The organism is Stenotrophomonas sp. YJH_SMC_40 (assembly GCF_059368615.1).
In genome coordinates, this window is record NZ_JCAFRX010000017.1 from 20284 (window position 1) to 42547 (window position 22264).

General features: G+C 67.8%; 15 protein-coding genes and 1 rRNA gene. 6 read left to right on the forward strand and 10 right to left on the reverse strand.

Going from position 1 to position 22264, the window contains the following annotated elements; genetic code table 11:
* Positions 1–73 precede the first annotated feature (73 nt).
* The 5 genes from AC5P6X_RS21030 to glyQ form a co-directional block, all read right to left on the reverse strand.
* Complete coding sequence (locus AC5P6X_RS21030; RefSeq protein WP_099605349.1) at positions 74–2221, reverse strand: S46 family peptidase; 2148 nt, start codon at positions 2219–2221, stop codon at positions 74–76.
* A gap of 185 nt (positions 2222–2406) precedes the next feature.
* A complete protein-coding gene (locus AC5P6X_RS21035) occupies positions 2407–6264 on the reverse strand; it encodes a translocation/assembly module TamB domain-containing protein (protein WP_329757272.1) in 3858 nt (1285 codons plus the stop codon).
* Entirely contained in the window at positions 6261–8057 is a 1797-nt protein-coding gene (locus tag AC5P6X_RS21040) for an autotransporter assembly complex protein TamA (RefSeq protein ID WP_005414924.1), read from the reverse strand. Before AC5P6X_RS21040 ends, AC5P6X_RS21035 begins: the two co-directional genes overlap by 4 nt.
* Before the next feature lie 256 nt (positions 8058–8313).
* The gene (gene glyS / locus AC5P6X_RS21045) at positions 8314–10389 is read right to left on the reverse strand and encodes a glycine--tRNA ligase subunit beta (protein WP_099605348.1); all 2076 of its coding nucleotides are present in this window, start codon (positions 10387–10389) and stop codon (positions 8314–8316) included.
* An 87-nt stretch (positions 10390–10476) separates the two neighbouring features.
* The gene (gene glyQ, locus AC5P6X_RS21050) at positions 10477–11388 is read right to left on the reverse strand and encodes a glycine--tRNA ligase subunit alpha (RefSeq protein ID WP_005414927.1); all 912 of its coding nucleotides are present in this window, start codon (positions 11386–11388) and stop codon (positions 10477–10479) included.
* 83 nt (positions 11389–11471) lie between these two features.
* On the opposite strand from glyQ, the gene AC5P6X_RS21055 reads away from it, so the two are divergent.
* From AC5P6X_RS21055 to AC5P6X_RS21065, 3 genes are read left to right on the forward strand one after another with little or no spacing between them, the layout of a single operon-like run.
* On the forward strand, positions 11472–13307 hold the full coding sequence (locus AC5P6X_RS21055; RefSeq protein WP_049449893.1) for a GspE/PulE family protein: 1836 nt from the start codon (positions 11472–11474) through the stop codon (positions 13305–13307).
* A complete protein-coding gene (locus AC5P6X_RS21060) occupies positions 13279–14025 on the forward strand; it encodes a glutamine amidotransferase (RefSeq protein ID WP_012481650.1) in 747 nt (248 codons plus the stop codon). Before AC5P6X_RS21055 ends, AC5P6X_RS21060 begins: the two co-directional genes overlap by 29 nt.
* 50 nt (positions 14026–14075) lie before the next feature.
* Positions 14076–14987, forward strand: a complete 912-nt coding sequence (locus AC5P6X_RS21065) for a BPSS1780 family membrane protein (RefSeq protein ID WP_005411674.1) — start codon at positions 14076–14078, stop codon at positions 14985–14987.
* 107 nt (positions 14988–15094) lie between these two features.
* Here the strand turns inward: AC5P6X_RS21065 and tatC are convergent, their stop codons facing one another.
* From tatC to AC5P6X_RS21085, 4 genes are all read right to left on the reverse strand, one after another.
* Positions 15095–15844, reverse strand: coding sequence for a twin-arginine translocase subunit TatC (tatC, locus tag AC5P6X_RS21070; protein ID WP_005411675.1), 750 nt, complete (start codon positions 15842–15844; stop codon positions 15095–15097).
* A complete protein-coding gene (gene tatB / locus AC5P6X_RS21075) occupies positions 15841–16302 on the reverse strand; it encodes a Sec-independent protein translocase protein TatB (RefSeq protein ID WP_088435999.1) in 462 nt (153 codons plus the stop codon). Before tatB ends, tatC begins: the two co-directional genes overlap by 4 nt.
* A gap of 15 nt (positions 16303–16317) precedes the next feature.
* Positions 16318–16545: a Sec-independent protein translocase subunit TatA gene (gene tatA, locus AC5P6X_RS21080; RefSeq protein ID WP_005420453.1), complete on the reverse strand. Its 228-nt coding sequence runs from the start codon at positions 16543–16545 to the stop codon at positions 16318–16320.
* 75 nt (positions 16546–16620) lie between these two features.
* On the reverse strand, positions 16621–17514 hold the full coding sequence (locus AC5P6X_RS21085) for a lipid-binding SYLF domain-containing protein (protein WP_329757273.1): 894 nt from the start codon (positions 17512–17514) through the stop codon (positions 16621–16623).
* A gap of 164 nt (positions 17515–17678) precedes the next feature.
* Between AC5P6X_RS21085 and hemH the strand changes: the two genes are divergently transcribed.
* The 3 genes from hemH (at position 17679) to AC5P6X_RS21100 (ending at position 21888) form a co-directional block, all read left to right on the forward strand.
* Positions 17679–18641, forward strand: a complete 963-nt coding sequence (hemH, locus tag AC5P6X_RS21090; protein WP_005411679.1) for a ferrochelatase — start codon at positions 17679–17681, stop codon at positions 18639–18641.
* A complete protein-coding gene (locus tag AC5P6X_RS21095) occupies positions 18638–19492 on the forward strand; it encodes an alpha/beta fold hydrolase (RefSeq protein WP_005411680.1) in 855 nt (284 codons plus the stop codon). Before hemH ends, AC5P6X_RS21095 begins: the two co-directional genes overlap by 4 nt.
* A gap of 290 nt (positions 19493–19782) precedes the next feature.
* Positions 19783–21888, forward strand: coding sequence for a methyl-accepting chemotaxis protein (locus tag AC5P6X_RS21100; RefSeq protein ID WP_329757274.1), 2106 nt, complete (start codon positions 19783–19785; stop codon positions 21886–21888).
* Positions 21889–22186: 298 nt separating this feature from the next.
* Here the strand turns inward: AC5P6X_RS21100 and rrf are convergent.
* A 5S ribosomal RNA gene (gene rrf / locus AC5P6X_RS21105) occupies positions 22187–22264 on the reverse strand; the annotation flags it as partial.

Here is a 22264-nt window from a genome sequence, read left to right on the forward strand (position 1 = left end):
ACTGACAGTGGGCACCTACCGGGAATCAATGGGCACCCACCAGGAAGCGGTGGGCACCTGCCAGGTACCGGCGTTATTGGGCCGGCACGCCCATTTCCTTCAGCAGCTCGGGCGCCGGGTAGACCTTGGCCAGCAGCCAGCGCAGGTAGCGCATGTCCACGTGCACGGCGCGCTTGTAGCGCGGGTCGAACCACCAGCTGGCGCTGACCGATTCCCAGTTGCTGTCGAAGTTCAGGCCGATCAGTTCGCCATTGGCGTTGAGCACCGGCGAGCCGGAGTTGCCGCCGGTGGTATCCAGGTTGGTCAGGAAGTTGACCGTCTGGGTCTTCAGCGCCGGGTCGCCGGTGCTGCCGAAGTCACCCTTGGCAATCGCCGCCAGCAGCGGCTTGGGTGCATCGAACGGATAGGCGTTGGTGTTCTTCTCGACAATGCCGGCCACGGTGGTCACCGGCGAGTAGGTCACGCCGTCGCGCGGGTGCAGCGCCTCCACCTTGCCGTAGCTGATGCGCAGGGTGCGGTTGGCATCCGGGTACACGGCGCGGCCCTGCTTGGCACGCCAGGCGAACAGCGCCTGCATGTAGGCCGGGCGCAGGCGCAGCTGCTCGCCTTCGCGGGTCTTGCTCTCGTTCTCGATGCGCAGCTGCGCGGCCACCAGCGGGCCGGCCACGGCGATCAGCGGATCGGCGGCCAGCGCCTTGCCTTCGCGTGCGGCAGCGAAGCGCGACAGGCGCTGCGCTTCGTCACCCAGCTGGGTGCCCGCATACAGGGTATCCAGCGCCTTGGCCAGCTGCTGCGGGGTACGGCCAAAGGCCGCGTCGAACTCGGCCACGCGCTGCGCGTCCGGCAGCTGCTGGTAGCGGGTCAGCAGGGTGGTCAGCAGCGCCTTCTCGACCTCCGGTGCGTAACGGCGCTGGACCTGCTTGAGCACGCCTTCGATCATCGCCTGGTCGCGCTGCTGGTAGCCGCTTTCGCGCTGCGCGTCCGGCTTGGCCGATTCGATGCGCAGGCGCTCCAGCAGCAACGCCGAACGCAGCAGCTGGCTCTGCGCGGCCATCTGCTCCAGCAGCAGGTCACGCTCGCCCACCGCCGCGCCCTGCGACAGGTTGGCCAGCAACGCCTTGATGTCGCCCTGGTACCTGCGGTCGGTGGCAGCGAGCATCGCCGTCTCGTCGGCGGCACGCTGGGCCTTGGCGTCGCTGCGCAGCAGGCCTTCCAGCTCACCGGCAGCGCGCTTGCGGTTGTTCTTCAACGACTGCAGCTGCGAGGCGTAGCGGGTGCGCGCCTGTGCATCCTTCGCGCTGGCGGCCTCGATGGTGTCGATCATCTGCTGGAACACCGATACGCGGCGCGGCAGCACGGTATCGATCTGGCCAGCGAATTCGGCCGCGGTACGATGGCGGTAGGTGATGCCCGGGTAACCGGCCAGCATCGCGTAGTCGCCTTCCTTCGGGCCTTCCACCGACATCTGCAGGTGTGCCGGGGCCTGGTAGGGCACGTTGTCCTTGCTGTAGGCGGCCGGCTTGCCGTCCTTGCCCACGTAGGCGCGCAGCAGGGTGAAGTCGCCGGTGTGGCGCGGCCACATGAAGTTGTCGATCTCGTCGCCGTAATTGCCGATCGCACGCGGCGGCGCGTACACCAGGCGCACGTCGCTCAGTTCCAGCTGGGCGATCCGGTAGAAGTCGGTGCCGTAGTACATGTTGGCCACCGAGCAGCGCACGCTGCCGTCCTTCTCGCACTCGGCCACGATCTGCTTGCTGGCCGCATCGACGGCATCGAAGTAGGCGCGGCCGGTCTTGCCACGCGCCTGCGCCAGCACCTGGTCGGTCACCTTGTCGAAGCCGACGGTGACCAGCACGCGGAAGTCCGGGTTGGCCGGGCGCTCGTCGGCACGGCCGTTGGCGATGAAGCCACCAGTGATCAGGTCGTGCTCGGGCGAGCTGTTGTACTGGATCACGCCCATCGCCACGTGGTGGTTGGTCAGCAGCAGGCCGTCGGCGGACACGAACGAACCGGTACCACCACCGGCGCGCACCACGGCGCTCAGCGGCGGCGCGGTGACATTGGCCAGGTCGGCCGGATTGCCCTTGAAACCTGCGGCCTGCAGCGGCTTGGCCAGCTCCGGCAGCTGCGTCGGCATCCACATGCCTTCATCGGCGTGGGCACCGGCGGCGAGGGTCAGGCCCAGGGCCAGGGCGGTGGGAAGGGCTTTGCGTGGTGACATGAGGCAATCCGGTACGACTGAACAGCCCGGGACCATAGCCCGTGGGGCCGGATGGGGCAACGGCCGATGGTTGGGGCGACGCGCACGGTAGTGCCGGCCGCTGGCCGGCAATCCACGTAACTCAGGAGATACGGTGCAGCTGCCGGCCAGCGGCCGGCACTACCGCAGCGACGCATGGCGTGGCTCTACTTCTCCCGCCGCCAGTTGATCGAACCCCGGTTTTCCACCGTGCTCGACTCCACTTCCACGTCGAAGCCGCGACGCAGCAGGTACTTCAGCGTGATCACCGAACCGGCACCGACCAGCGACACGCCGTAGCCGACGTACAGCTTGGGCGAGATGTACTTGCCGACCCCGATCACCGAGCCGCCCAGCGCGCGCGACTGGCTCACGCCGGCATCGTCCAGGCCCAGCTTGGCGCCCAGCTGCGACGCCAGCAGGCCGCTGCCAGCCGAGAGCGCCGCCGAGGCCGCGTTGACCTGCTGGGCCTGGTCGCTGCTGGCACCGGTCAGGCTGCGCCCCAGCACCAGGTAGGCCAGTGCCTCGGACTGCGACATCGCCGGCTCGGACCAAACGTCCGCGCGCGGCTGCTGTGCACGCCCGGTCACGTCGATGCCGGCGGTGACATCACCGATCCGGCGCTCGGCACGGATGTTGATGCGCGGGTCCGACACCGCGTTGTAGTTCCAGGTGAGGTTGCCACGGGTGATGGTCAGGTCCTGCCCATACGCCTTGTAGCGTCCACTCACTTCCAGCCCGCCATTGGCGGTCATTTCGCGACCAGGTTTGGCCCAGACCTGCATCTTGCCGGTCAGTGCGCCCTTCAGGCCGAAGCCGGTCATCTTCACCTTGTCACCGAGGCTGACGGTCAGGTCCATGTCCAGCGGCGAGGTGCGCGACTCTTCCGGATCGGCCGGATCGAGCACCACCACGTCCTCGGACACCGAGGTGCCGCGGTCCAGGCGCTCCAGGTCGATGTCGGCCTCGGGCACGTGCACGGTGCCACGCAGCTCCATCGCCGCCTTGGCCAGGGTGAAGTCGAGGTTGGGGTTGGCGACGATGCGCAGCTCGCTGGTGTTGGACAGCAGCACGTTCTCGCCGTGGATCTTCAGCTGCAGCGGCTGTGCATCGCCGAACCACGACAGGCCACCATCGACATAAAGCGTGCCCTGGCCCGAGTTGGCCTGCGCGGTGATCTTTGCCGAACCGTCGGGCTGGGCCACGAAGCTGCCCTTGCCCTGGTCGAAGGTCAGGCCCAGCGCGGGGAATTCGCCCTTGAAGTTGCTCAGCTGGGCGTCACCGCCCAGCGATGGCTGGCCGCGCGTACCGCGCAGGCTGACGTGGCCCTCGATCAGGCCGGTCGGGCGCACGATGTCCGGCGAGAACAGCTCCAGCCAGTACAGCCGCGACATGTTGAGGTAGAGCTCGCCGTTCAGCGGCGCACTGGCCTCCCAGCCGGTCTGCATCCTGGCATCGACGAAGCCGTTGCCCTGGAAGCCCATGCCCAGGTAGCCCTTGATGCTGGCCGGGGTCATGTCGAGCTTGAGCGAGAACTGGTCATAACGCACCAGCTCGCCGCGGGTGGTATCCCCCACGGTGTTGCGGTTCTCGCCCAGGCGCACGCCGCCTTCCTTCGAGCGCACCTCTACATGGCCTTCCCAGGCATTGCCGCGCGGGCGGATCTGCGCGTCCAGGCTGACATCGCCACGCAGGTAGATGCGGCGGCCGGACTGCGGCGGCAGCCACGGCTGCACCAGCGCCAGCGGCAGCGCATCACTGCGCACCACCAGGCCCTCACGCGGCCAGTTGGCCTGTGCGCACAGCGCGCCGCTGCTGGCCGCGGCCAGGCAGGCTTCGGACAGGGTGTAGGTGCTGCCGTTGATCGCGAACGCCGCCGGTGCACGCAACGACCAGGCATCGCCCTTCACCGGTGCGATACGCAGCGACGCCAGTTCGCCGCGCCACTGCGCGCCCTGTTGGCGGACGCTGCCCTGCAGCTCGATCGCACCCATCTCGTTGCGGGTCTGCGCGGCCAGGCGCAGGTTGGAGACACTGCCCTGCGCATCCACGTTCAAGCGTTCCAGCAGCATGCCGGCGTTGACCTGCTGGCCCTGCACCGCCAGCGTGCCGCTGTCGCCGCGCCATGGCAGGTGGCCCTTGATGCTCACGCTCTCGGCGCCGTAGCCGTCCCAGTTGAGGTTGTTGCCGACCAGGTCGGCGGTGATGTCCGGCGCATCGCGCGGGCCCTTCACCTGTACCTGTCCACGCAGGCCGCCATCGGCGTCGGGCAGCAGATCGCTCAGCTGCAGCGGTTCGAAACGCGCGTCGATGTCGAGGCGGTCGCCGACCTTGCCCGACGCGGTCACCCGGCTGCTGCCCAGCGACAGCTTCAGGTCGCCCTGGCCCTGCGCGCCCTGCAGCGCGAACTTGCCCTGTGCGTCGAGATTGCGCTGGCGGAGGATGCCCTTCAGCGAGGGCAGGTCGACGGTGGCTTCCAGCGTGCCGGCGGTGCCCGGCGGCGCGTTTGCCGGCGGCGGCAGCTGGCGGCCCTTGGAGGCCAGGTTGCCGGACAGGCGGCCGTTCCAGCCCGGCACGAAATAGCCGGGGTCGAAGTCCTTCAGCGTGGCCTTGGCATCCCAGTCCAGCTGCGGTGCCCACGCCACCTGGCCTTCCACCTGCAGCTGCCCACCCGGCGTCTGCGCCTGCAGCTGGTGGATCGACGCGGCCTGGTCATTGCCGCGTACGTCGAACTGCAGCTGTGCCTTCTGCTTTTCGCGTTCGACATCGGCACGGCCGATTGCGGCCCACGCCTTCAAGGTACCGGCCAGGCCGAAGCGCGCTTCCTTCAGGGTGACCGGCACCGGTGCGCTGCCGGCCGTGTTCGGATCGGGCGCCGGCACGTAGGTCAGGTCATGGGCGACCACCGAGAAATTGAGTTTCTGCTGGTCTTCCTGGCTGAAGTCGGCGGTGCCTTCCAGCCGTGCCTCACCGCCAAGCCCTTTCACCAGCAGGGGCGACACCTTCAGCACCTGGTCCTGCAGCGACACCACCGACGGTGCCAGCTCCAGCTCCTGATCACCCTGCTTCACCTTGCCACGCAGGTTGGCGTTGCCGCCCTTGCCAGCCGCGGTGAAGTCCAGTGCGAGTGGTGCGATCGCCGAGCTGGCCAGTGCCGGCGACAGCAGCGCCAGATCCAGTTCGTCGCTGCGGATGCTGGCGCTCCAGCTCGGATCGGTGCGGCCATCGAACACCAGCATCGCGTGCAGCGGCTTCGGCGCGCGCCCGGCTACGGCCACTTCCATGTGCGCCAGGTCACCGCGTGCCACCAGCCCCACCGTCGCTGCGGTACGGCCACGCGGGGCCGGCAACACTGCGGTGACGGTCACGTCGGTGTCGTAGTCCTTGGCCGGGATGTAGCGGCCCTGGGCGGTGAAGTTGCCCATGTCGCTGTCCACGACCAGTTTGTGCGCCTGGAACTCGCCATTGGCGATCTCGATGCCACCTCGCACACGGCTGATGTCGATCACCGGCTCGTTGGCCTGGCTGATGCGGAAGCCGTCGATGGCAATGGCATCGGCCTGGATCGCCAGCGGCATTTCGATCTGCGGCAGCGAATCGGGCCACGACGGCAGCTTGAACGGCTCGTCACTCTTGGCCAGGTTCAGCGTCGCGTTGGTCAGCTCCAGCTTGTCCAGCAGCAGCTTGCGGCCCAGAAGCGGGCGCAGGTCCGGCTCCAGGTGCGCGCGCTCGGCGTGGAAATGGATGTCGTCGTAGCGGAAGTCGACGTTGTACAGGGTCAGCGGACCGGCCACCGGGCCGTCCACCTTGTCCCAGGTGAAGCTGGCGCCCACCGGCAGCCGCGCCACCACCTGTGCCAGCAGCACATCGCGGCCGGCCACGGTCTGCAGCAGCCAGTACACCGCCAGCAACGCCAGCAGCACCAGGCCGATCACGCCCACGCCGGACCACGCCCAGAAGCGGCGGCGGCGGTAGAAACGCACGCGCGGCGGCGGCGTGTTCGGGGTGGGTGCGGGCGTGCTCACAGGTCCGCTCCGATGTTGAGGTAAAGCTGGAACTGCGAATCCGGGTTGTTCAGGCCATGCGCGATATCCACGCGCACCGGGCCCACCGGCGATTTCCAGCGCACGCCGAAGCCGACGCCGGTGTGCAGATCAATGGTGTTGTCGAATGCGCTGCCGGTATCGACGAACACCGCCGCGCCCCACGGGCCGCCATTGAAGTAGTGCTCGTACTCGGCCGAGCCGATCACCAGGTTCTTGGCGCCCAGCGCGTATTTGTCGGGTTTGGGTGTGCGCGGGCCGACTTCGCGGTAGGCGTAACCGCGGATGCTGCGGTCACCGCCCGCGAAGTAGCGCAGGCTCGGCGGCATCGCCACCAGATCGCTGGTCCAGGTGGTACCCCCCTCGCCGCGCAGGATCAGGCGGTTGCTTTCACCCACCGGGATGTACCAGCGCAGCACGGCGTTGGCCTGCACGAAGCTGGTGTCCGAGCCGGCACCTTCAACGCCGGCACGCATCGTCGCAGTACCGCTGATGCCCTTGCGCGGGAACATCTCGTCGTCGACGTTGACGTAGTCGGCAACCATCTGCGGGTACACCAGCGTCGAGGTGTTGTAGACGGCATCGGTGAATTCAGTGCCGGAGGCATAGCGCCAACGCTCGCGCAGTGCGTTGATCGAGGCGATCGCGGTCCAGTGCTCGTTGATCTCGCCGCTGCGGCTGGCGATCAGCTTGAAGTTGCGCAGGTCGATGTAATCGGTCTGCTCGTCATACGCACTGGCGGCGAAGGTGTACCAGCCGTCAAGCCAGTTGAAGGCGGGTATGCGGTAGCTGGTCACCAGGCTCTTGCGCTTCTGCGCATAGTCCAGCTGCGTGTTCATCTTGTGCCCGCGGTTGTTCAGGAACCGCCGCTCGATGCCGCCGCGCACACCCGGGCCACTCTCGCTGCCGTAGCTCAGACCCGCGGTATAGATGGTGCGCTTGGCGCGGGTCAGCTTCACATCCACCGGCACTTCGCCGTTGGCATCGGCCTGGTCGGGCCGTGGCTGGATGTCGATCACGCTGAAGTAGTCCAGCTTGGTCAGCGACTCGCGCAGCCGGTCCAGCTTGCCCTCGTGGAAGTAGCTGCCCTGTTCCCAGTACACCAGCGGGTCGAACAGCTTGTCGACGAAGTAATCCTGCTCGAAACGCACCGGCCCCATGTTGTAGCGGCGGCCGCTGTCCCAGGTCAGGTCGATGTCGGCTGCGTTGTCGGCGCGGGTGATCTGCACCTGGCGCTGGGTGTAGTCGGCATCGAAGTAGCCACGCTCGGCCAGGCGACGGGTGATGGTGATCTTGCTGGCTTCGTACTGCGTGTGCTCGAAGCGCTGGCCCTTGCGGGGCTTGAACGCGGCCAGGTCGTCCTGCAGGTACTGGTCATACATCGCCGGCCCGGTGATGTCGATGTGCTCACGGCGCACGGTCACCGGGGTGCCCTTGTCGACATGGATCAGCACCCGCACATGCTCGTCCTCGCGCGGCGCCTCGACCTTGATCACCGGGTTGTAGTACCCGAAGGGTTCCAGTGCCTGGCGGGTCTGCCGCTCGGCCTGCGACAGCAGGTACTCCAGGCGCGATTCGCCCTGTTCCTTGCCGATCGTGTCGTACAGCGACAGCGATTCCTGGATGTTCTCGATGATTGCGGCGTCGTCGCCCTTGTCCAATCCCTTGATGTCCACCTTGTCGATGGTGCCGCGCGCGTGGGCCACGGAGGTGGCGGCCAGCGACAGGACCATCAGCGGCAGGGCGTATTTCTTTGGCTGCATGCGGCACAGCATACCGACCGAAGGTGACGATGCGAAATGCATCACGTCATTCGGGATCGGTTGTTAAGTGGCGGTCAAAATACGCGCCTTTGTGGCGATCCTCGTGATCGCAGCCGAGGATGCCGGCATCGTGCGCGATGCCGGCGATGACCCCGATGGACATCCGCCGACGGTGTTCCGGTAGTGCCGACCGCTGGCCGGCAATCCACAGGTCGATGCGATGCGCGGTGGCAATGCCGGCCAGCGGCCGGCACTACCGATACGGGCATCAGCTCGACAGATGCTCGATCGCTGCCACCTTGCCCAGGCGCTCGCCCAGCATCGTCAGCAGCGCCAGGCGGTTGCCACGCAGCGCCGGATCTTCCGCATTGACCATCACACCATCGAAGAACGCGTCGACCTGCGGGCGCAGGCGGGCCAGGCGCGCCAGCACCGCCACGTAATCCTTCTGATGCAGGCTGGCGCCGGTGTCGTCGATCGCCGCAGTGACCGCTTCAGCCAGCGCGCGCTCGGCGTCTTCCTGCAGCAGCGCCGGGTCGATCTGGGCCGGAATGTCGGCTTCAGCCTTGCGGAGGATGTTGCGGATGCGCTTGTTGGCCGCAGCCAGCGCCTCGGCTTCCGGCAGCGCGGCGAAGGTGCCGATCGCGTCCAGACGGCGGTCGAAGTCATACAGCGAGACAGGCTTCAGTTCGGCCACCGCATTGAAGTGCGTGGCTGGCACGTTCTTGTCGCCGTAATAACCCTTCAGGCGGTCGAGGATGAAGTCGTACAGCTCGCCAACGTCGCCCTGCACGTTGCGTGCGGCCAGGCCGGCGTTGGCGCTGGCCAGCAGCGCGCGCAGGTCCAGCTCGAAGCCGCTTTCGATGATCGTGCGGGCCAGGCCCAGCGCATTGCGGCGCAGCGCGAACGGATCCTTGTTGCCGGTCGGCTTCAGGCCTGCGGCGAAGCCGCCGGCCAGCGTGTCCACGCGTTCGGCAATGGCCAGTACCTTGCCCAGCGGCGACAGCGCGATGTCATCACCACCGAAGCGCGGCTGATAAGCCTCGTCGATGGCCAGCGCCACCTCGGCCGATTCGCCACCGGCCACGGCGTAGTGGCGGCCGGCGATGCCCTGCAGCTCCGGGAACTCGTTGACCATGCGCGACTGCAGGTCGTTCTTGGCCAGTTCGGCAGCCCGCCTGGCCTGCGCGGCATCGGCACCGACCTGGGGTGCGATCACTTCGGCCAGTGCCGCCACGCGCGCCACCTTGTCGGCCACGCTGCCCAGCTTGGCCTGGTAGGTCACCGTCTTCAGCCCCTCCCCCATCGACACCAGGCCCTGCTTCAGGTCCTCGTCGAAGAAGAACTTGGCATCGGCGAAACGCGGACGGATCACCCGCTCGTAGCCCTTGGCCACTTCGGCCACGTTCTTCGATTCGATGTTGGCGATGCCGATGAACTTCTCGGTCAGCGTGCCTGCGGCATCCAGCACCGGGAAGAACTTCTGGTTGATCTCCATCGTCTCGATCAGCGCTTCCTGCGGCACCGCCAGGAACGCGGGCTCGAAGCTGCACAGCACCGCCGACGGCCATTCGACCAGGTTCACCACCTGCTCCAGGTTGTCGTCGGTGATGCGGGCGCTGCCACCGGCCTTGGCCGCAGCGGCCTCGACCTCGGCGACGATGCGCGCGCGGCGCTCGCTCGGGTCGACCAGCACGAACGCGGCGCGCAGCGCTTCAACGTAGTCCTGCGGCTGCGCCAGCGATACCGCCTGGTCATGGTGGAAGCGATGGCCACGGCTGACGCGGCCGGCCTGCAGGCCGAACAGTTCGGCCTCGACCACGTTGGCGCCGTGCAGCAGCACCAGCCAGTGCGCCGGGCGCGCGAAGCCCCAGGCGTGGTCGCCCCAGCGCATCGGCTTGGGAATCGGCATCGCCGCGATCGCCTCGCGCAGGATCTCCGGCAGCAGGCTGGCGGTGCTCGCGCCCGGGGTCACCGCGCGGTGCACGAAGCGCTCGCCCTTGTTGTCGGTGGTCTTCTCCAGCGCGGTCCAGTCGATCCCGGCCTTGGCGGCGAAGCCCTGCAACGCCTTGGTCGGCTGGCCTTCGGCGTCCAGCGCAATGTTCAGGTACGGGCCCAGCACTTCGCTGTGCTGCTCCGGCTGTTCCAGGCCGACGCCCGGCAGCAGCACGGCCAGTCGGCGCGGGGTCGACAGCGGGCGCGCATCGCCCAGTTCCAGCGCGACGCCGCGCTTGCGCAGGCCTTCGACGACACCGTCGAAGAACGCCTGGGCCAGGCCCGGCAGCGCCTTGACCGGCAGTTCCTCGGTGCCCAGTTCGATCAGCAGGGGGGACAGTTGGCTCATCGGTTCGATCCTGTGGTGGGGGCGCAGCGCGCAACGCGTCCGGCGCCCCGGGTAGTTGATGAAAAGCGGGTCGGTGCGGGAGGGCCGTCAGGCCTTCTTCGCGCCCGGGAAGCCCAGCTTCTCGCGCTGTTCGTAGTACGCCTTGGCCACCGCCTGGGCCAGCGCGCGCACGCGCAGGATGTAGCGCTGGCGCTCGGTCACGCTGATCGCACGGCGCGCATCCAGCAGGTTGAAGGTGTGGCTGGCCTTCATCACCTGCTCGTAGGCCGGCAGCGGCAGGTTCACTTCCACCAGCTTCTGCGCCTCACGCTCGCAGGCGTCGAAACGGTGGAACATTTCTTCCACGTCGGCGTATTCGAAGTTGTAGGTGCTCTGCTCCACCTCGTTCTGGTGGTAGACGTCACCGTAGGTCACCGGCTGGCCGTCCGGGCCGTAGGTCCAGACCAGGTCGTAGACGTTGTCGCAGTTCTGCAGGTACATGCACAGGCGCTCGAGACCGTAGGTGATCTCGCCCAGCACCGGGCGGCATTCCAGGCCACCGGCCTGCTGGAAGTAGGTGAACTGAGTCACTTCCATGCCGTTGAGCCAGACTTCCCAGCCCAGGCCCCACGCGCCCAGCGTCGGCGATTCCCAGTTGTCCTCGACGAAGCGCAGGTCGTGCACCAGCGGGTCGATGCCCAGTGCCTTCAGCGAATCCAGGTATAGCTGCTGGATGTTGTCCGGCGCGGGCTTCATCGCCACCTGGTACTGGTAGTAGCGCTGCAGGCGGTTCGGGTTCTCACCGTAACGGCCATCGGTCGGGCGCCGCGACGGCTGCACGTAGGCCGCATTCCAGCCTTCCGGACCGATCGCACGCAGGAAGGTGGCCGGGTGGAAGGTACCGGCGCCCACCTCCAGGTCGAGCGGCTGGATGAGCACGCAGCCCTGCTGGGCCCAGAACTGGTTCAGGGTCTGGATCAGGCCCTGGAAGGTGATCGGAACGGTCGGGGTCGCGGACATGCGTACGAGTCTTGGCCGGCAAGGGGGTGCGCTAGTATAACGGCCGACCTGCGGGGCATTCCGTACCCGGGAGGAGCAGGCAGATGGAACATCGGCTGCCGGCAGGCACGCCCGGCGAGGCGGACGGCGTCCCACTGCCCTGGGGACGGCTGCATTTCGAGCAGATTGCCTCGGCCCTGACCGCCGATGGGCTCGTGGCCGAGCAGGACCGCGAGCGCATGCGGTTTTCCGCACAGGGCGCGCGCAACGCCAGTGAAGTGCATCCGCTGGTACTGCTGTCCAACCTCAAGCTGGCCGCCACCGGCGGCGGCGAACTGACCCTGGAACGCCTGACCGAGTGGCTGGCGCAGCGCACCGGCAGCCGTTACCTGCGCATCGACCCGACCCGGGTGGACGTCGCTGCGGTGACCGCGCTGGTGTCGCATGCCTACGCCCGCCGCCATCGCTTCCTGCCACTGGCGGTGGATGCCGAGCGCGTGCTGGTAGCCACCAGCGAGCCGCTGGTGCAGGAATGGCGTCGTGACCTGCAGCACCTGACCCGCCGCCGCATCGAGCTGGCGGTGGTCAACCCGCTGGACCTGCACCGCTACACCATGGAGTTCTACGGGGTGACCCGCTCGGTGCGCGGCGCCCGTGGCGATGTGCGCGGCGAGGCCAGCACCACCTTGCCCAGCTTCGAGCAGCTGGTGGAGCTGGGCCGCACCGGCGACGTCAATGCCGACGACCAGCACATCGTGCACATCGTCGACTGGCTGCTGCAGTACGCCTACGAACAGCGCGCCTCGGACATCCACCTGGAGCCGCGCCGCGAGATGGGGCGCATGCGCTTCCGCATCGACGGCGTGCTGCACAAGGTGTTCGAAGTACCGCCAGCGGTGATGACCGCCGTGGTCAGCCGCATCAAGGTGCTGGGCCGCATGGACCTGGCCGAGCGCCGGCGCCCGCAGGATGGCCGCATCAAGACCCGCTCGCCGGGTGGCCGCGAGGTCGAGATGCGCCTGTCGACCATGCCCACCGCCTTCGGCGAGAAGTGCGTGATGCGCATCTTCGACCCGGATGCCGCGTTCAAGAGCATCGACCAGCTCGGTTTCAGCCCGCAGGAGGCCGCCGGCTGGAATGCGCTGGTCGAGCGCCCGCACGGCATCGTGCTGGTCACCGGCCCGACCGGCTCGGGCAAGACCACCACCCTGTATTCCACGCTGAAGCGGCTGGCCACGCCGGACGTGAACGTGTGCACGGTGGAGGACCCGATCGAGATGATCGCGCCCGAGTTCAACCAGATGCAGGTGCAGGCCAACATCGACCTGGACTTCGCCAGCGGCGTGCGCACCCTGCTGCGGCAGGACCCGGACATCATCATGATCGGCGAGATCCGCGACCTGGAGACCGCACAGATGGCGGTGCAGGCCTCGCTGACCGGCCACCTGGTGCTGTCCACCCTGCATACCAACGACGCGCCCTCGGCGGTCACCCGCCTGCTCGACCTGGGCGTGCCGCATTACCTGCTGGCCAGCACCCTCAACGGCATCCTCGCCCAGCGCCTGGTGCGCACGCTGTGCCCGCACTGCAAGCAGCCGCACAGCCTCGGCGCGGCCGATTGGGCGGTGCTGGCTGATAGCCATGCTGCATATCCAGATGCCGCCACGCCCTGTCGGCCGGTCGGTTGCCTGGAATGCCGGCGCACCGGATTCCTCGGCCGCATCGGCCTGTATGAGTTGCTGCCATTGGGTTCGCGGCTGCGCGGGCAGATCCGCGCCGACATGGACCTGGCCGGTTTCACCCGTGCCGCGCGGGCTGAAGGGCTGCGAACCCTGCGCCAGGCCGGGCTTGAAAAGGTGGCGCAGGGGCTGACTACAATCGAGGAAGTCCTGTCAGTGCTGCCGCCCCCGGATGAACCCAGCCCCGTTCCTGATCCTTGAAACCGGCCGACCGGTGCCGTCATTGCGCCGCTACGGGCGCTTTCCGCACTGGATCCGCGTCGCCGCCGGGCTGGAAGAACACGAGACGGTGGTGGTCGATGTCGAGCACGGTGGCGCCCTGCCCGACCCTCATGCCTTCGCCGGCGTGCTGGTGACCGGCTCGGCCGCCTTCGTCACCGACCATGCCGACTGGAGCGAGCGCAGCGCCGCGTGGCTGCGCCAGACCGCCCACGACGACCTGCCGGTATTCGGCATCTGCTACGGCCACCAGCTGCTGGCACATGCGCTGGGTGGCGAGGTGGCCTACAACCCGGCCGGCCGCGAGTCCGGCACGATCGAACTGGAACTGCAGCCGCAGGCCGCGCAGGACCCGCTGTTCCAGGGCCTGCCGCAGCACTTTGCCGCCCATGCCACCCATCTGCAGACCGTGCTGCGCGCGCCCGATGGTGCCGAGGTGCTGGCCCGTTCACCGCTGGATGGCTGCCATGCCTTCCGCTGGGGCCGCCAGGCCTGGGGCGTGCAGTTCCATCCGGAGTTCGCCACCCACCACATGCGTGGCTACGTGCGTGCCCGCGCCGACTGCATCGGCCGCCACGGCGGCTGCGCCCGCAGCATCGAGCGCGCGGTCAGCGCCGCGCCGCTGGCCCGCCAGCTGTTGCGGCGCTTCGTCCGCCAGGCACGGCTGTCTTCAGCCCAGCCGGTGGCAAAACAGGGATAATCGGCGGCACGGGCAGCCGCCCGGCCCCCTCCTGTCCTTCCCGGATGTCCATGAAAGAGATTCGCAAGCTGCCGGCTTCGGCGGGCGCCCAGTGGTTGCTGGATACGTTCTCCCTGTACCGGCGTGCGCCGCTGCAGCTGGCCCGGATCGGCCTGACCTGGCTGCTGGTGAGCTGGGTGGTCACCTTGTTGTCGACGCTGATTCCCGGCGCCGCCGGCATGGCCGTGCAGCTTATGACGCTGGCCATTTCGCCGATCATGTTCGGCGGCATGCTGTATGCCGTGGGCGAGATCGATGAAGGCCGCCCGGGCCTGGCCTCGCACCTGCTGCAGCCGATCCGCGACCACCGCGTCAGCCACCTGCTGGTGCCGCTGGCGATCCAGGTGCTGGCGGTGCTGCTGCTGGGCGCGCTGCTGTTCCTGATGATCGGCCGCGAGGGCTTCACCGCCTTCAGCGAGGTCATGACCAAGATGGAAGAGATCAGCCGCAGTGGCCAGCAGATCAAGCCGGATGACGCGGCCGCGCTGGTCGCCAACCTGCCGGCCAAGCGCATCGCGCTGTGGATGCTGCTGGTGTTCCTGAGTGCGGTCGCGCTGTCGCTGGCGATGTTCACCCAGCCGGCACTGGTGGTGTTCGACAAGCAGAGCGGCATGCACGCGCTGCGCCTGAGCCTGCAGGGCTGCATCGAGAACATCGGCGCGATGATCGTGTTCGCCGCGCTCGGCCTGATCGCCGCGTTCTGCATGTACATCCTGTTCGTGATCGTGATCCAGATCGCGATGCTGATCGGCGGCCCGCTGGCCGCCGCCTTCATCGCCCAGCTGGTGCTGACCACGGTGCTGATGCCGCTGTATGTCGGCGCGGTCTACGCCGCGTGGAAGCAGATGTTCGTGCACCGCGGCAGCCGCGCGGCGCCGCCGATCCCGACCACGCCGACCTCCAGCGACGTGTTCCACGCCTGACCAGAACGCAGGTAGATCCACGCCATGCGTGGATAGAAAAGGGGACGGAGGGGATTAAGTCGTTAAAGGCAAAAACGACTTAATCCCCTCCGTCCCCTTTTTGTCTTTCAGGCGGCGGGCTTCTTCACTACCGACGACGGCACCAGCCAGCGTGCGGCGTGGATACCCAGCTCGTACAGCAGGCACATCGGAATCGCCAGCATCAGCTGCGATACCACGTCCGGCGGGGTCAGCACCGCCGCCAGCACGAAGATGCCGACGATCGCGTAGCCGCGGCCTTCCTTGAACTGCTGCGGCGTCACCCAGCCCAGCAGCACCAGGATCACCATCGCCACCGGCAGTTCGAAACTGCCACCAAAGGCGAAGAAGATCGCCAGCACGAAGTCCAGATAGGCATTCGCATCCGGTGTGATTGCGATCACGTCCGGGCTGAAGGTGGTGAGGAAGTGGAACACCGCCGGCAGCACCAGGAAATACGCAAAGGCGCAACCGGTGTAGAACAGCAGCACCGATGACACCAGCAGCGGCACCGCCAGGCGCTTCTCGCGTGCATACAGACCGGGCGCGACGAACGCCCACAGCTGGTACAGCAGCCACGGTACCGCCACGAACAACGCGACGAAGAAGGTCAGCTTCAGCGGTGCGAAGAAGGCACCGGCCGGGTTGGTGGCGATCATCGTCTGCCCGTTCGGCAGCTGCGAGACCAGCGGTTCGGCCAGCGCGTTGTAGAGCTTCTGGGTGAACGGCAGCAGCGCCAGCAGCACCACGCCCAGGCCCAGCAATGCGCGCACCAGCCGGCCGCGCAGTTCCACCAGGTGTTCTACCAGCGAGCTCTCGCCGAAATCCTGTTCACTCATGGGTGGCGCTCCGGGCTCTGCGCCGGCGGCGGCGTACCAGCTTCAGCGGGCGTGGCCGAAACCGTCTCGGCGGCACCACCGTCCTGCGCTGGTTCAACGGCATCGGGCGCGGCGCTCATGTGCGGCGGCAGATCCGCGGGCGCCGGTGCACGGACTTGCTGCACCAGGTCATCGCCCTGCTGCTGCGCCTGCTGGGCTTCGCGACGGATCGCTTCACCGCTGGCGCGCAGCTGGTTCTCGGTGTCCTGCATGCCCTGGCGCACATCCTGCATCTGCCGCTTGATGTCCTCGGCCTGCAGTTCGCGCTCCAGTTCCTGTTTCACCGAATCCCATTGATTGCGGGCGCGACGCACCCACAGGCCGGCGAAGCGGGCCGCCTTGGGCAGGCGCTCGGGACCGAGCACCACCAGGGCGACCACTGCAATCACCAGCAGTTCGCTGAAGCCGATATCGAACACCGCAACCGCTCCGGATCAGCGAGCGTTACGGTCGTGCTCGTCCTGCGCGGTGCGCGAGGCGTCCTGGCTGCGCGACTCATCGCCCAGCTGCGCGTTCGGCTTGTCCTCGTCGCGCATACCCTTCTTGAATTCCTTGACCGCCGAACCGAGGTCCTTGGCGCCGCTGGTCAGGCGCTTGGTGCCGAACACCAGCAGGACGATGGCCAGCACGACCAACCAATGCCAGATGCTGAAACTGCCCATAAAGACGCTCGTTACGTTAGTGATCAGGCTGTCGAGCATAGCGCACCGGCTGTCAGCCGGCGCGCGTGACGAAAGTCAGTTTCCGCCCAGCGTTTCCGTACGGATCTCGCCGTCATTCACCGGCTGGAAGCCCTGCTGCTGCGGCGGCGGGGTCTGCGGCACGTTCTGCAGCGGCGCGGTGGTGGCCTCAGCCGGCGCAGCCGGTGCTGCCTGAACAGGCGCCGGGGCAGCTGCCGGGGCGGCAGTCGGGCGCGGCGCGCTGCCGCCGTTGCCGCTGCGGTTGTTGCGCGCCGCGTAGGTGGCCTCTTCCAGGCGATCGCGGAAGGCGACCACATCCATCGACGGCGAACCGGCGGCGCGGCCTTCGAAGATCATCCGCGGCGTGGTGTTGCTGCCGTAGGCGTCCAGATTGGCAGCATCGTCGATCTGCAGCACCGCGCCATCCAGCGCGACGCCGGCAAACAGGCCGCGGGCGCGCGACCAGGACCAGATCTCGGCCTTCAGCTGGCCGTCGGTGGCCGCGGCGGCGTTGCGGCCCACCGGACCGGCGGCGACGCCAGCGTCGGCACCCAGCGTGAACTTGCCGTTGACCAGGTTGTCCAAGCTGCGGTCGTTGCGGAACACCAGCACCACATCGGAGGACTGCACGCCGGCCTGGAAGCCGATGCTGCCGCCGGTGAGCTTCACGAACACCGGGTTGGACCAGGCGCCGTTGGGCATGCGCACCGACATCAGGCCGTGGCCACGACGACCGCCAATGACCAGACCGGCCTTGATCGTGTCGGGAATGACGATGACCGCGCGGCCTTCGTCCAGCAATTTATCCGGAATGCCCTGTTCAGGGATTTCCTGGATTTCAGCCAGCACGCGCACGGCATTGCGCGCACGCTGGTCTTCCTGCGGCCCGGCCATGGCCTGGCTGGACAGCAGGCTGGCGGCGATCAGCAGGGCTTGGATCGGGCGACGCATGGCAGGCTCCAGAAGTCAGTCCATAGGAAGATATAGCAAGTGACTGAAATTAGTAGCGTTGTCATGAATCCCCAATGAGCGTTCCCTGCTCACATTGATGCGCGCTATGCCTGCAATCCGAACCCTGCATCCCGGCACGACACCGGATCGGCGACAATACCGCCATGCTCGACGCACCCGATACCGCCGTGCTGGCGGTCAACCTAGGCACGCCCGAGACGCCGACGGCCCCCGCCGTACGCCGTTACCTGGCTGAATTCCTGTCCGACCGCCGCGTGGTCGCGATCCCGCCACTGCTGTGGCAGCCGCTGCTGCGCGGACTGATCCTGCCCCTGCGCAGCAGTCGTTCGGCGGCCAAGTACGCCCAGGTCTGGTTGCCCGACGGCTCACCGCTGATGGTGCATACGCGCCAGCTGGCGCAGGCCATGCAGGCCCTGTTGCCGACCCTGACAGTGCGTCATGCGATGCGTTACGGCGAACCGGCGCTGGCCAGCGAGCTCGACCGCCTGGCAGCCGACGGTGCGCGCCGCATCGTGGTGCTGCCGCTGTATCCGCAGTACTCCACCACCACCACTGCCTCGGTCGAAGACCGCGTCGATGCCTGGCAGCGCCGCAATCCTGGCGTGACCGTCAGCCTGGTGCGCGACTATTCGGTCGATCCGGGCTGGGTCGAGGCCGTGGCCGGCTCGATCCGTCGCTACTGGGAACAGCACGGTCGCGGCCAAACGCTGATGTTCTCCTTCCATGGCATCCCGCAGCGCCTGGCCGATGCCGGCGATCCGTATCCGCAGCGCTGCGAGGCCAGCGCACAGGCCATCGCCAAGGCGCTGGAACTGGGCAGGGACGAGTGGCAGATGGGTTACCAGTCGCGTTTCGGCCGCGAGCGCTGGCTGCAGCCGTATGCCGAGCCCAGCCTGTGGGCGCTGGCCGAATCCGGCGTGAAGCAGATCGACGTGGTGTGCCCCGGCTTCGCCACCGACTGCCTGGAGACGCTGGAGGAAGTCGCGCTGGGGTTCACCGAAACACTGGCCGAGCGCGGCGCGACGATGCGCTACATCCCCTGCCTCAACGCCGAACCGGAGCACGCACGCGCGCTTGCGCGGCTGGCCGTGGCCTCGCTGGCATGAGTCTGCAACCGTTTGAACTGGAGGTCGGTGGCGCGCGCGTCGCCGGCCTGCGCAACCACGGCGATGGCCCGCGCGTGCTGGCCCTGCACGGCTGGCTCGACAACGCGGCCAGCTTCGTGCCGCTGGCGCCGCATCTGTCGTCGCTGCAGCTGGTTGCCATCGACCTGCCCGGTCATGGCCACAGCGCGCATCTGCCGGCCGGTGCCAGCTACACCACGGCCGCCGCGATCTGCCACGTGCTCGACGTCGCCGATGCACTGGGCTGGGACCGCTTCAACCTGCTCGGCCATTCGATGGGTGCCGGCATCGCCAGCCTCACCGCCTCGGTCAGTGATCGCGTCGAGCGCCTGGTGGCGATCGAAGCGCTCGGCGGCCTGCGCGGCCCCGAGGAAGAAACCGCCAATCGCCTGCGCGAGCATGTGAATGCCACGCGCGCACTGGCACGCAAGCAGCTGCGCGTGTTCCCCGACCTCGCCGCGCCGATCCGCGCACGGATGATGACCAACCAGCTCAGCGAGCACTGTGCACGGTTGCTGGTCGAGCGCGGCGTGGAACCGGTCGAGGGTGGCTACCGCTGGTGCAGCGATCCGCGCCTGATGCTGCCCACTGCGATCCGTCTCAGCGAAGGCCAGATCGACAACCTGCTGCAGGCCATCGCCTGCCCGACGCAGGTGATCTATGCCACGCCAGCGCAGTCCTACTACCCCGAGCCGATGCGCAGCGATCGCCTGCAGCACCTGCGCGATGGGCGGTTGGCGGTGTTTCCCGGCAACCATCACCTGCACATGGAAGATCCGGAACAGATCGCAGGCGTGATCCTGCGCTTCTTCAGCAACGACAACGCGGGCTGAGCAAAGGTATCCGCGCGCTTCACTCTGCGCGTCTGCGGCCGATACATCAGTTGCGGGCCCCTGCGTCCGCAGCACGCGGGCCCGGTCGGGCCTGCGGCGTGTGTCTGATTCTGCAAGGAAGTCCGCATGCCTGCTCCATTGCACCGTCACCCACAGGATGTGGCCGCGGTGTCCCGTCTCCGCGTCGCTGATCGCGTCGCATTCCCCGATTTCCCGGCTCGCGCCCTGGTCACGCACTCCTGCGTGCGCCGCGGCGTGGCCGTTGTCGTCTGCTGATCCAGGAGTCGCCGATGTCCGTTGCATCCTCCCGTCCCCCCGATACCGCCCGCCTGCCGCACCTGCAGCAGCTCGCGCACCGTGCTGACCGCCGCCTGCTGATCGGCAGCGCGGTACTGGCCTTGGCTGGCCTGGCGCTGGCCCTGCGCGGCCCGCAGGTGCATGCCGCCGCGTTGGCGGCCGTCGCCGTGCTGCCAGCCGCGTGGTTGGGCGGGGCCCAGGCGGGCCGGGCCGTCGCCCGCAACGGTCTGGCGTTGCTGTTGTCGCTGCAGCTGGCCGTGTTGTGCGCGATCATCAGCCTGTCACCGGCATTGCCGATGGCCCTGCTGCTGGGCGTGCTGCTGGGCCATCGCGAGCGCCTTCCGGTGTGGCTGGCCGGTGGCGTCGGTACGCTCGCCCTGCTGGCACCGCTACAGGGCGGTGCCGCGCTGTGGCCGACGCTGCTGCAGGCCGGCATGCTCGCGGGCCTGACCCTGTTCCTCGGCCAGGTCGCACTGCGCCTTCGGCAGCAGACCGAGGCCCTTGGCCACGGCCCGCGTCGGCTTGCCGCGCTCGCACGCAATATCGCCACCGGTGCCGATCTTGGCGCGCATGCCGATACCGGCGCCTATGCGCCGGGTTCACTGGCCCACGCCCTGGCCGACACTGCACGCCACGTGCAGGCCCAGCGTGGGCGCGAAGCCGCGTCACATGCCGAGAACGCGCAGATCCGCCAGGCCCTCGATGCCTCGCGCACCGCGATGATGATCGCCGACAACGACCATGTGATCCGCTACGTGAACCGCTCGGTGGTGGCGCTGCTGCGCAACCAGCAGGCGACGTTGCGACAGGCCTTCCCCGATTTCGACGCCGAGCGCCTGGTCGGCAGCAGCATCCATCGTTTCCACGCCAACCCGGACCGCATCCGCGCGATCCTCAACGGCCTGCAGGTAGCCCACAACGGCAAGGTGCAGATCGGCCCGGTGCACTTCGCGCAGGTGGTCACACCGGTGTTCGACGCGCAGGGCGTGCGCCTGGGCTTCGCCGTGGAATGGCATGACCGCACCCATGAGCTCGCGCTGGAGAATGCCGTGGCCGGCATCGTCGCAGCGGCAGCGGCCGGTGACCTCGACCAGCGCCTGCAGGCCACTGAAGGCGCCAGCTTCCTCGATGGCCTGACCGGTGGCATCAACCAGCTGCTCGATACGCTCGGCAGCACCGTCGACGAAGTACGGCAGATGCTCTCGGCACTGGCCAACGGCGATCTGGATCGACGCATGCACGGCGAGTATCACGGCGCCTTCGCTGCCATCCAGCGCGATGCCAATGCCACGGCCGGGCAGTTGGCACGCATGGTCGGCCGCATCCAGGAATGCGCGGCGTCGATCAGTACCGCCGCCAGCGAGATTGCCGCCGGCAACGGCGCGTTGTCCGAGCGCAGCGAGCGCCAGGCGGCGCACCTGCAGGAGACCGCAGCATCGATGGAGGAACTGACCGCCACCGTGCGCCAGAACGCCGCCCATGCGCGTGAGGCCAGTGCGTTGGCGGCCTCCACGCAGAGCGCTGCCAGTGACGGCAACACGGCCATGCAGCGGGTGGTCGATACCATGCAGGCCATCGAAGGTGCCTCGAAGCGGATCGGCGACATCACCGGCGTCATCGACGGCATTGCCTTCCAGACCAATATCCTGGCGTTGAACGCAGCGGTGGAGGCGGCACGCGCCGGCGAGCAGGGCCGAGGCTTTGCCGTGGTGGCCAGCGAGGTGCGCGTGCTGGCACAGCGTTCGGCGGCGGCTGCACAGGAGATCAGGAAGCTGATCGACGAAGCGGGCCGGCAGGTGGGCGAAGGTGCCCAGCTGGTGGCCGATGCCGGCCAGCGCATGCAGGGAATTGTCGGCGGCGTGGAGGATGTCAGCCACCTGATGCGCGAGATTTCCGCGGCGTCGCAGGAGCAGTCGATCGGTATCGAGCAGATCAACCAGACCGTGGTGCAGATGGATCAGGCCACGCAGCAGAATGCGGCGCTGGTGGAAGAAGCCACCGCTGCCGCACGCGAGTTGCAGTCGCAGGCGGGGACGCTCACCGAGGCGGTGTCGGTGTTCCGTCAGCAAGAACCCCACGAGGTCTCCCGGGTCGCCTGATCCGGGCCTTCCATTCGAGTTTGATCAGGACGGCGCCCGCAGGGCGCCGTCTTTTTATGCGTGACCTGCCCCTGGTAGTGCCGGCCGCTGGCCAGCAACCGATTGCTGTGTGGGCCTGCTGTTGGTAGCGGCCAACCTTGGTTGGCACCGCTGCTCCTCGCAGGGGGTATCCACGCATGGCGTGGATCTACCGGGCGATGTAATGCCATCGGGTTGCCGGCCAGCGGCCGGCACTACCCGCATTTACTGCGCACAAAGAAAAACCCCGCTGCGTGAGCAGCGGGGTTTTGGGTGTAAACCCTGGCGATGACCTACTCTCGCATGGCTTGAGCCACACTACCATCGGCGCAGCTGCGTTTCACTTCCGAGTTCGGGA

Excerpts from the sequence above, each read along its gene's own strand:
- AC5P6X_RS21095 (WP_005411680.1), top strand. The coding sequence starts at position 18,638 with ATGAGTCTGCAACCGTTTGAACTGGAGGTCGGTGGCGCGCGCGTCGCC.
- tatA (WP_005420453.1), bottom strand. The coding sequence starts at position 16,545 with ATGGGCAGTTTCAGCATCTGGCATTGGTTGGTCGTGCTGGCCATCGTC.
- glyS (WP_099605348.1), bottom strand. The coding sequence starts at position 10,389 with ATGAGCCAACTGTCCCCCCTGCTGATCGAACTGGGCACCGAGGAACTG.
- AC5P6X_RS21060 (WP_012481650.1), top strand. The coding sequence starts at position 13,279 with ATGAACCCAGCCCCGTTCCTGATCCTTGAAACCGGCCGACCGGTGCCG.
- AC5P6X_RS21030 (WP_099605349.1), bottom strand. The coding sequence starts at position 2,221 with ATGTCACCACGCAAAGCCCTTCCCACCGCCCTGGCCCTGGGCCTGACC.
- hemH (WP_005411679.1), top strand. The coding sequence starts at position 17,679 with ATGCTCGACGCACCCGATACCGCCGTGCTGGCGGTCAACCTAGGCACG.
- tatC (WP_005411675.1), bottom strand. The coding sequence starts at position 15,844 with ATGAGTGAACAGGATTTCGGCGAGAGCTCGCTGGTAGAACACCTGGTG.
- AC5P6X_RS21065 (WP_005411674.1), top strand. The coding sequence starts at position 14,076 with ATGAAAGAGATTCGCAAGCTGCCGGCTTCGGCGGGCGCCCAGTGGTTG.
- AC5P6X_RS21040 (WP_005414924.1), bottom strand. The coding sequence starts at position 8,057 with ATGCTGTGCCGCATGCAGCCAAAGAAATACGCCCTGCCGCTGATGGTC.
- AC5P6X_RS21055 (WP_049449893.1), top strand. The coding sequence starts at position 11,472 with ATGGAACATCGGCTGCCGGCAGGCACGCCCGGCGAGGCGGACGGCGTC.
- AC5P6X_RS21085 (WP_329757273.1), bottom strand. The coding sequence starts at position 17,514 with ATGCGTCGCCCGATCCAAGCCCTGCTGATCGCCGCCAGCCTGCTGTCC.
- AC5P6X_RS21100 (WP_329757274.1), top strand. The coding sequence starts at position 19,783 with ATGTCCGTTGCATCCTCCCGTCCCCCCGATACCGCCCGCCTGCCGCAC.
- glyQ (WP_005414927.1), bottom strand. The coding sequence starts at position 11,388 with ATGTCCGCGACCCCGACCGTTCCGATCACCTTCCAGGGCCTGATCCAG.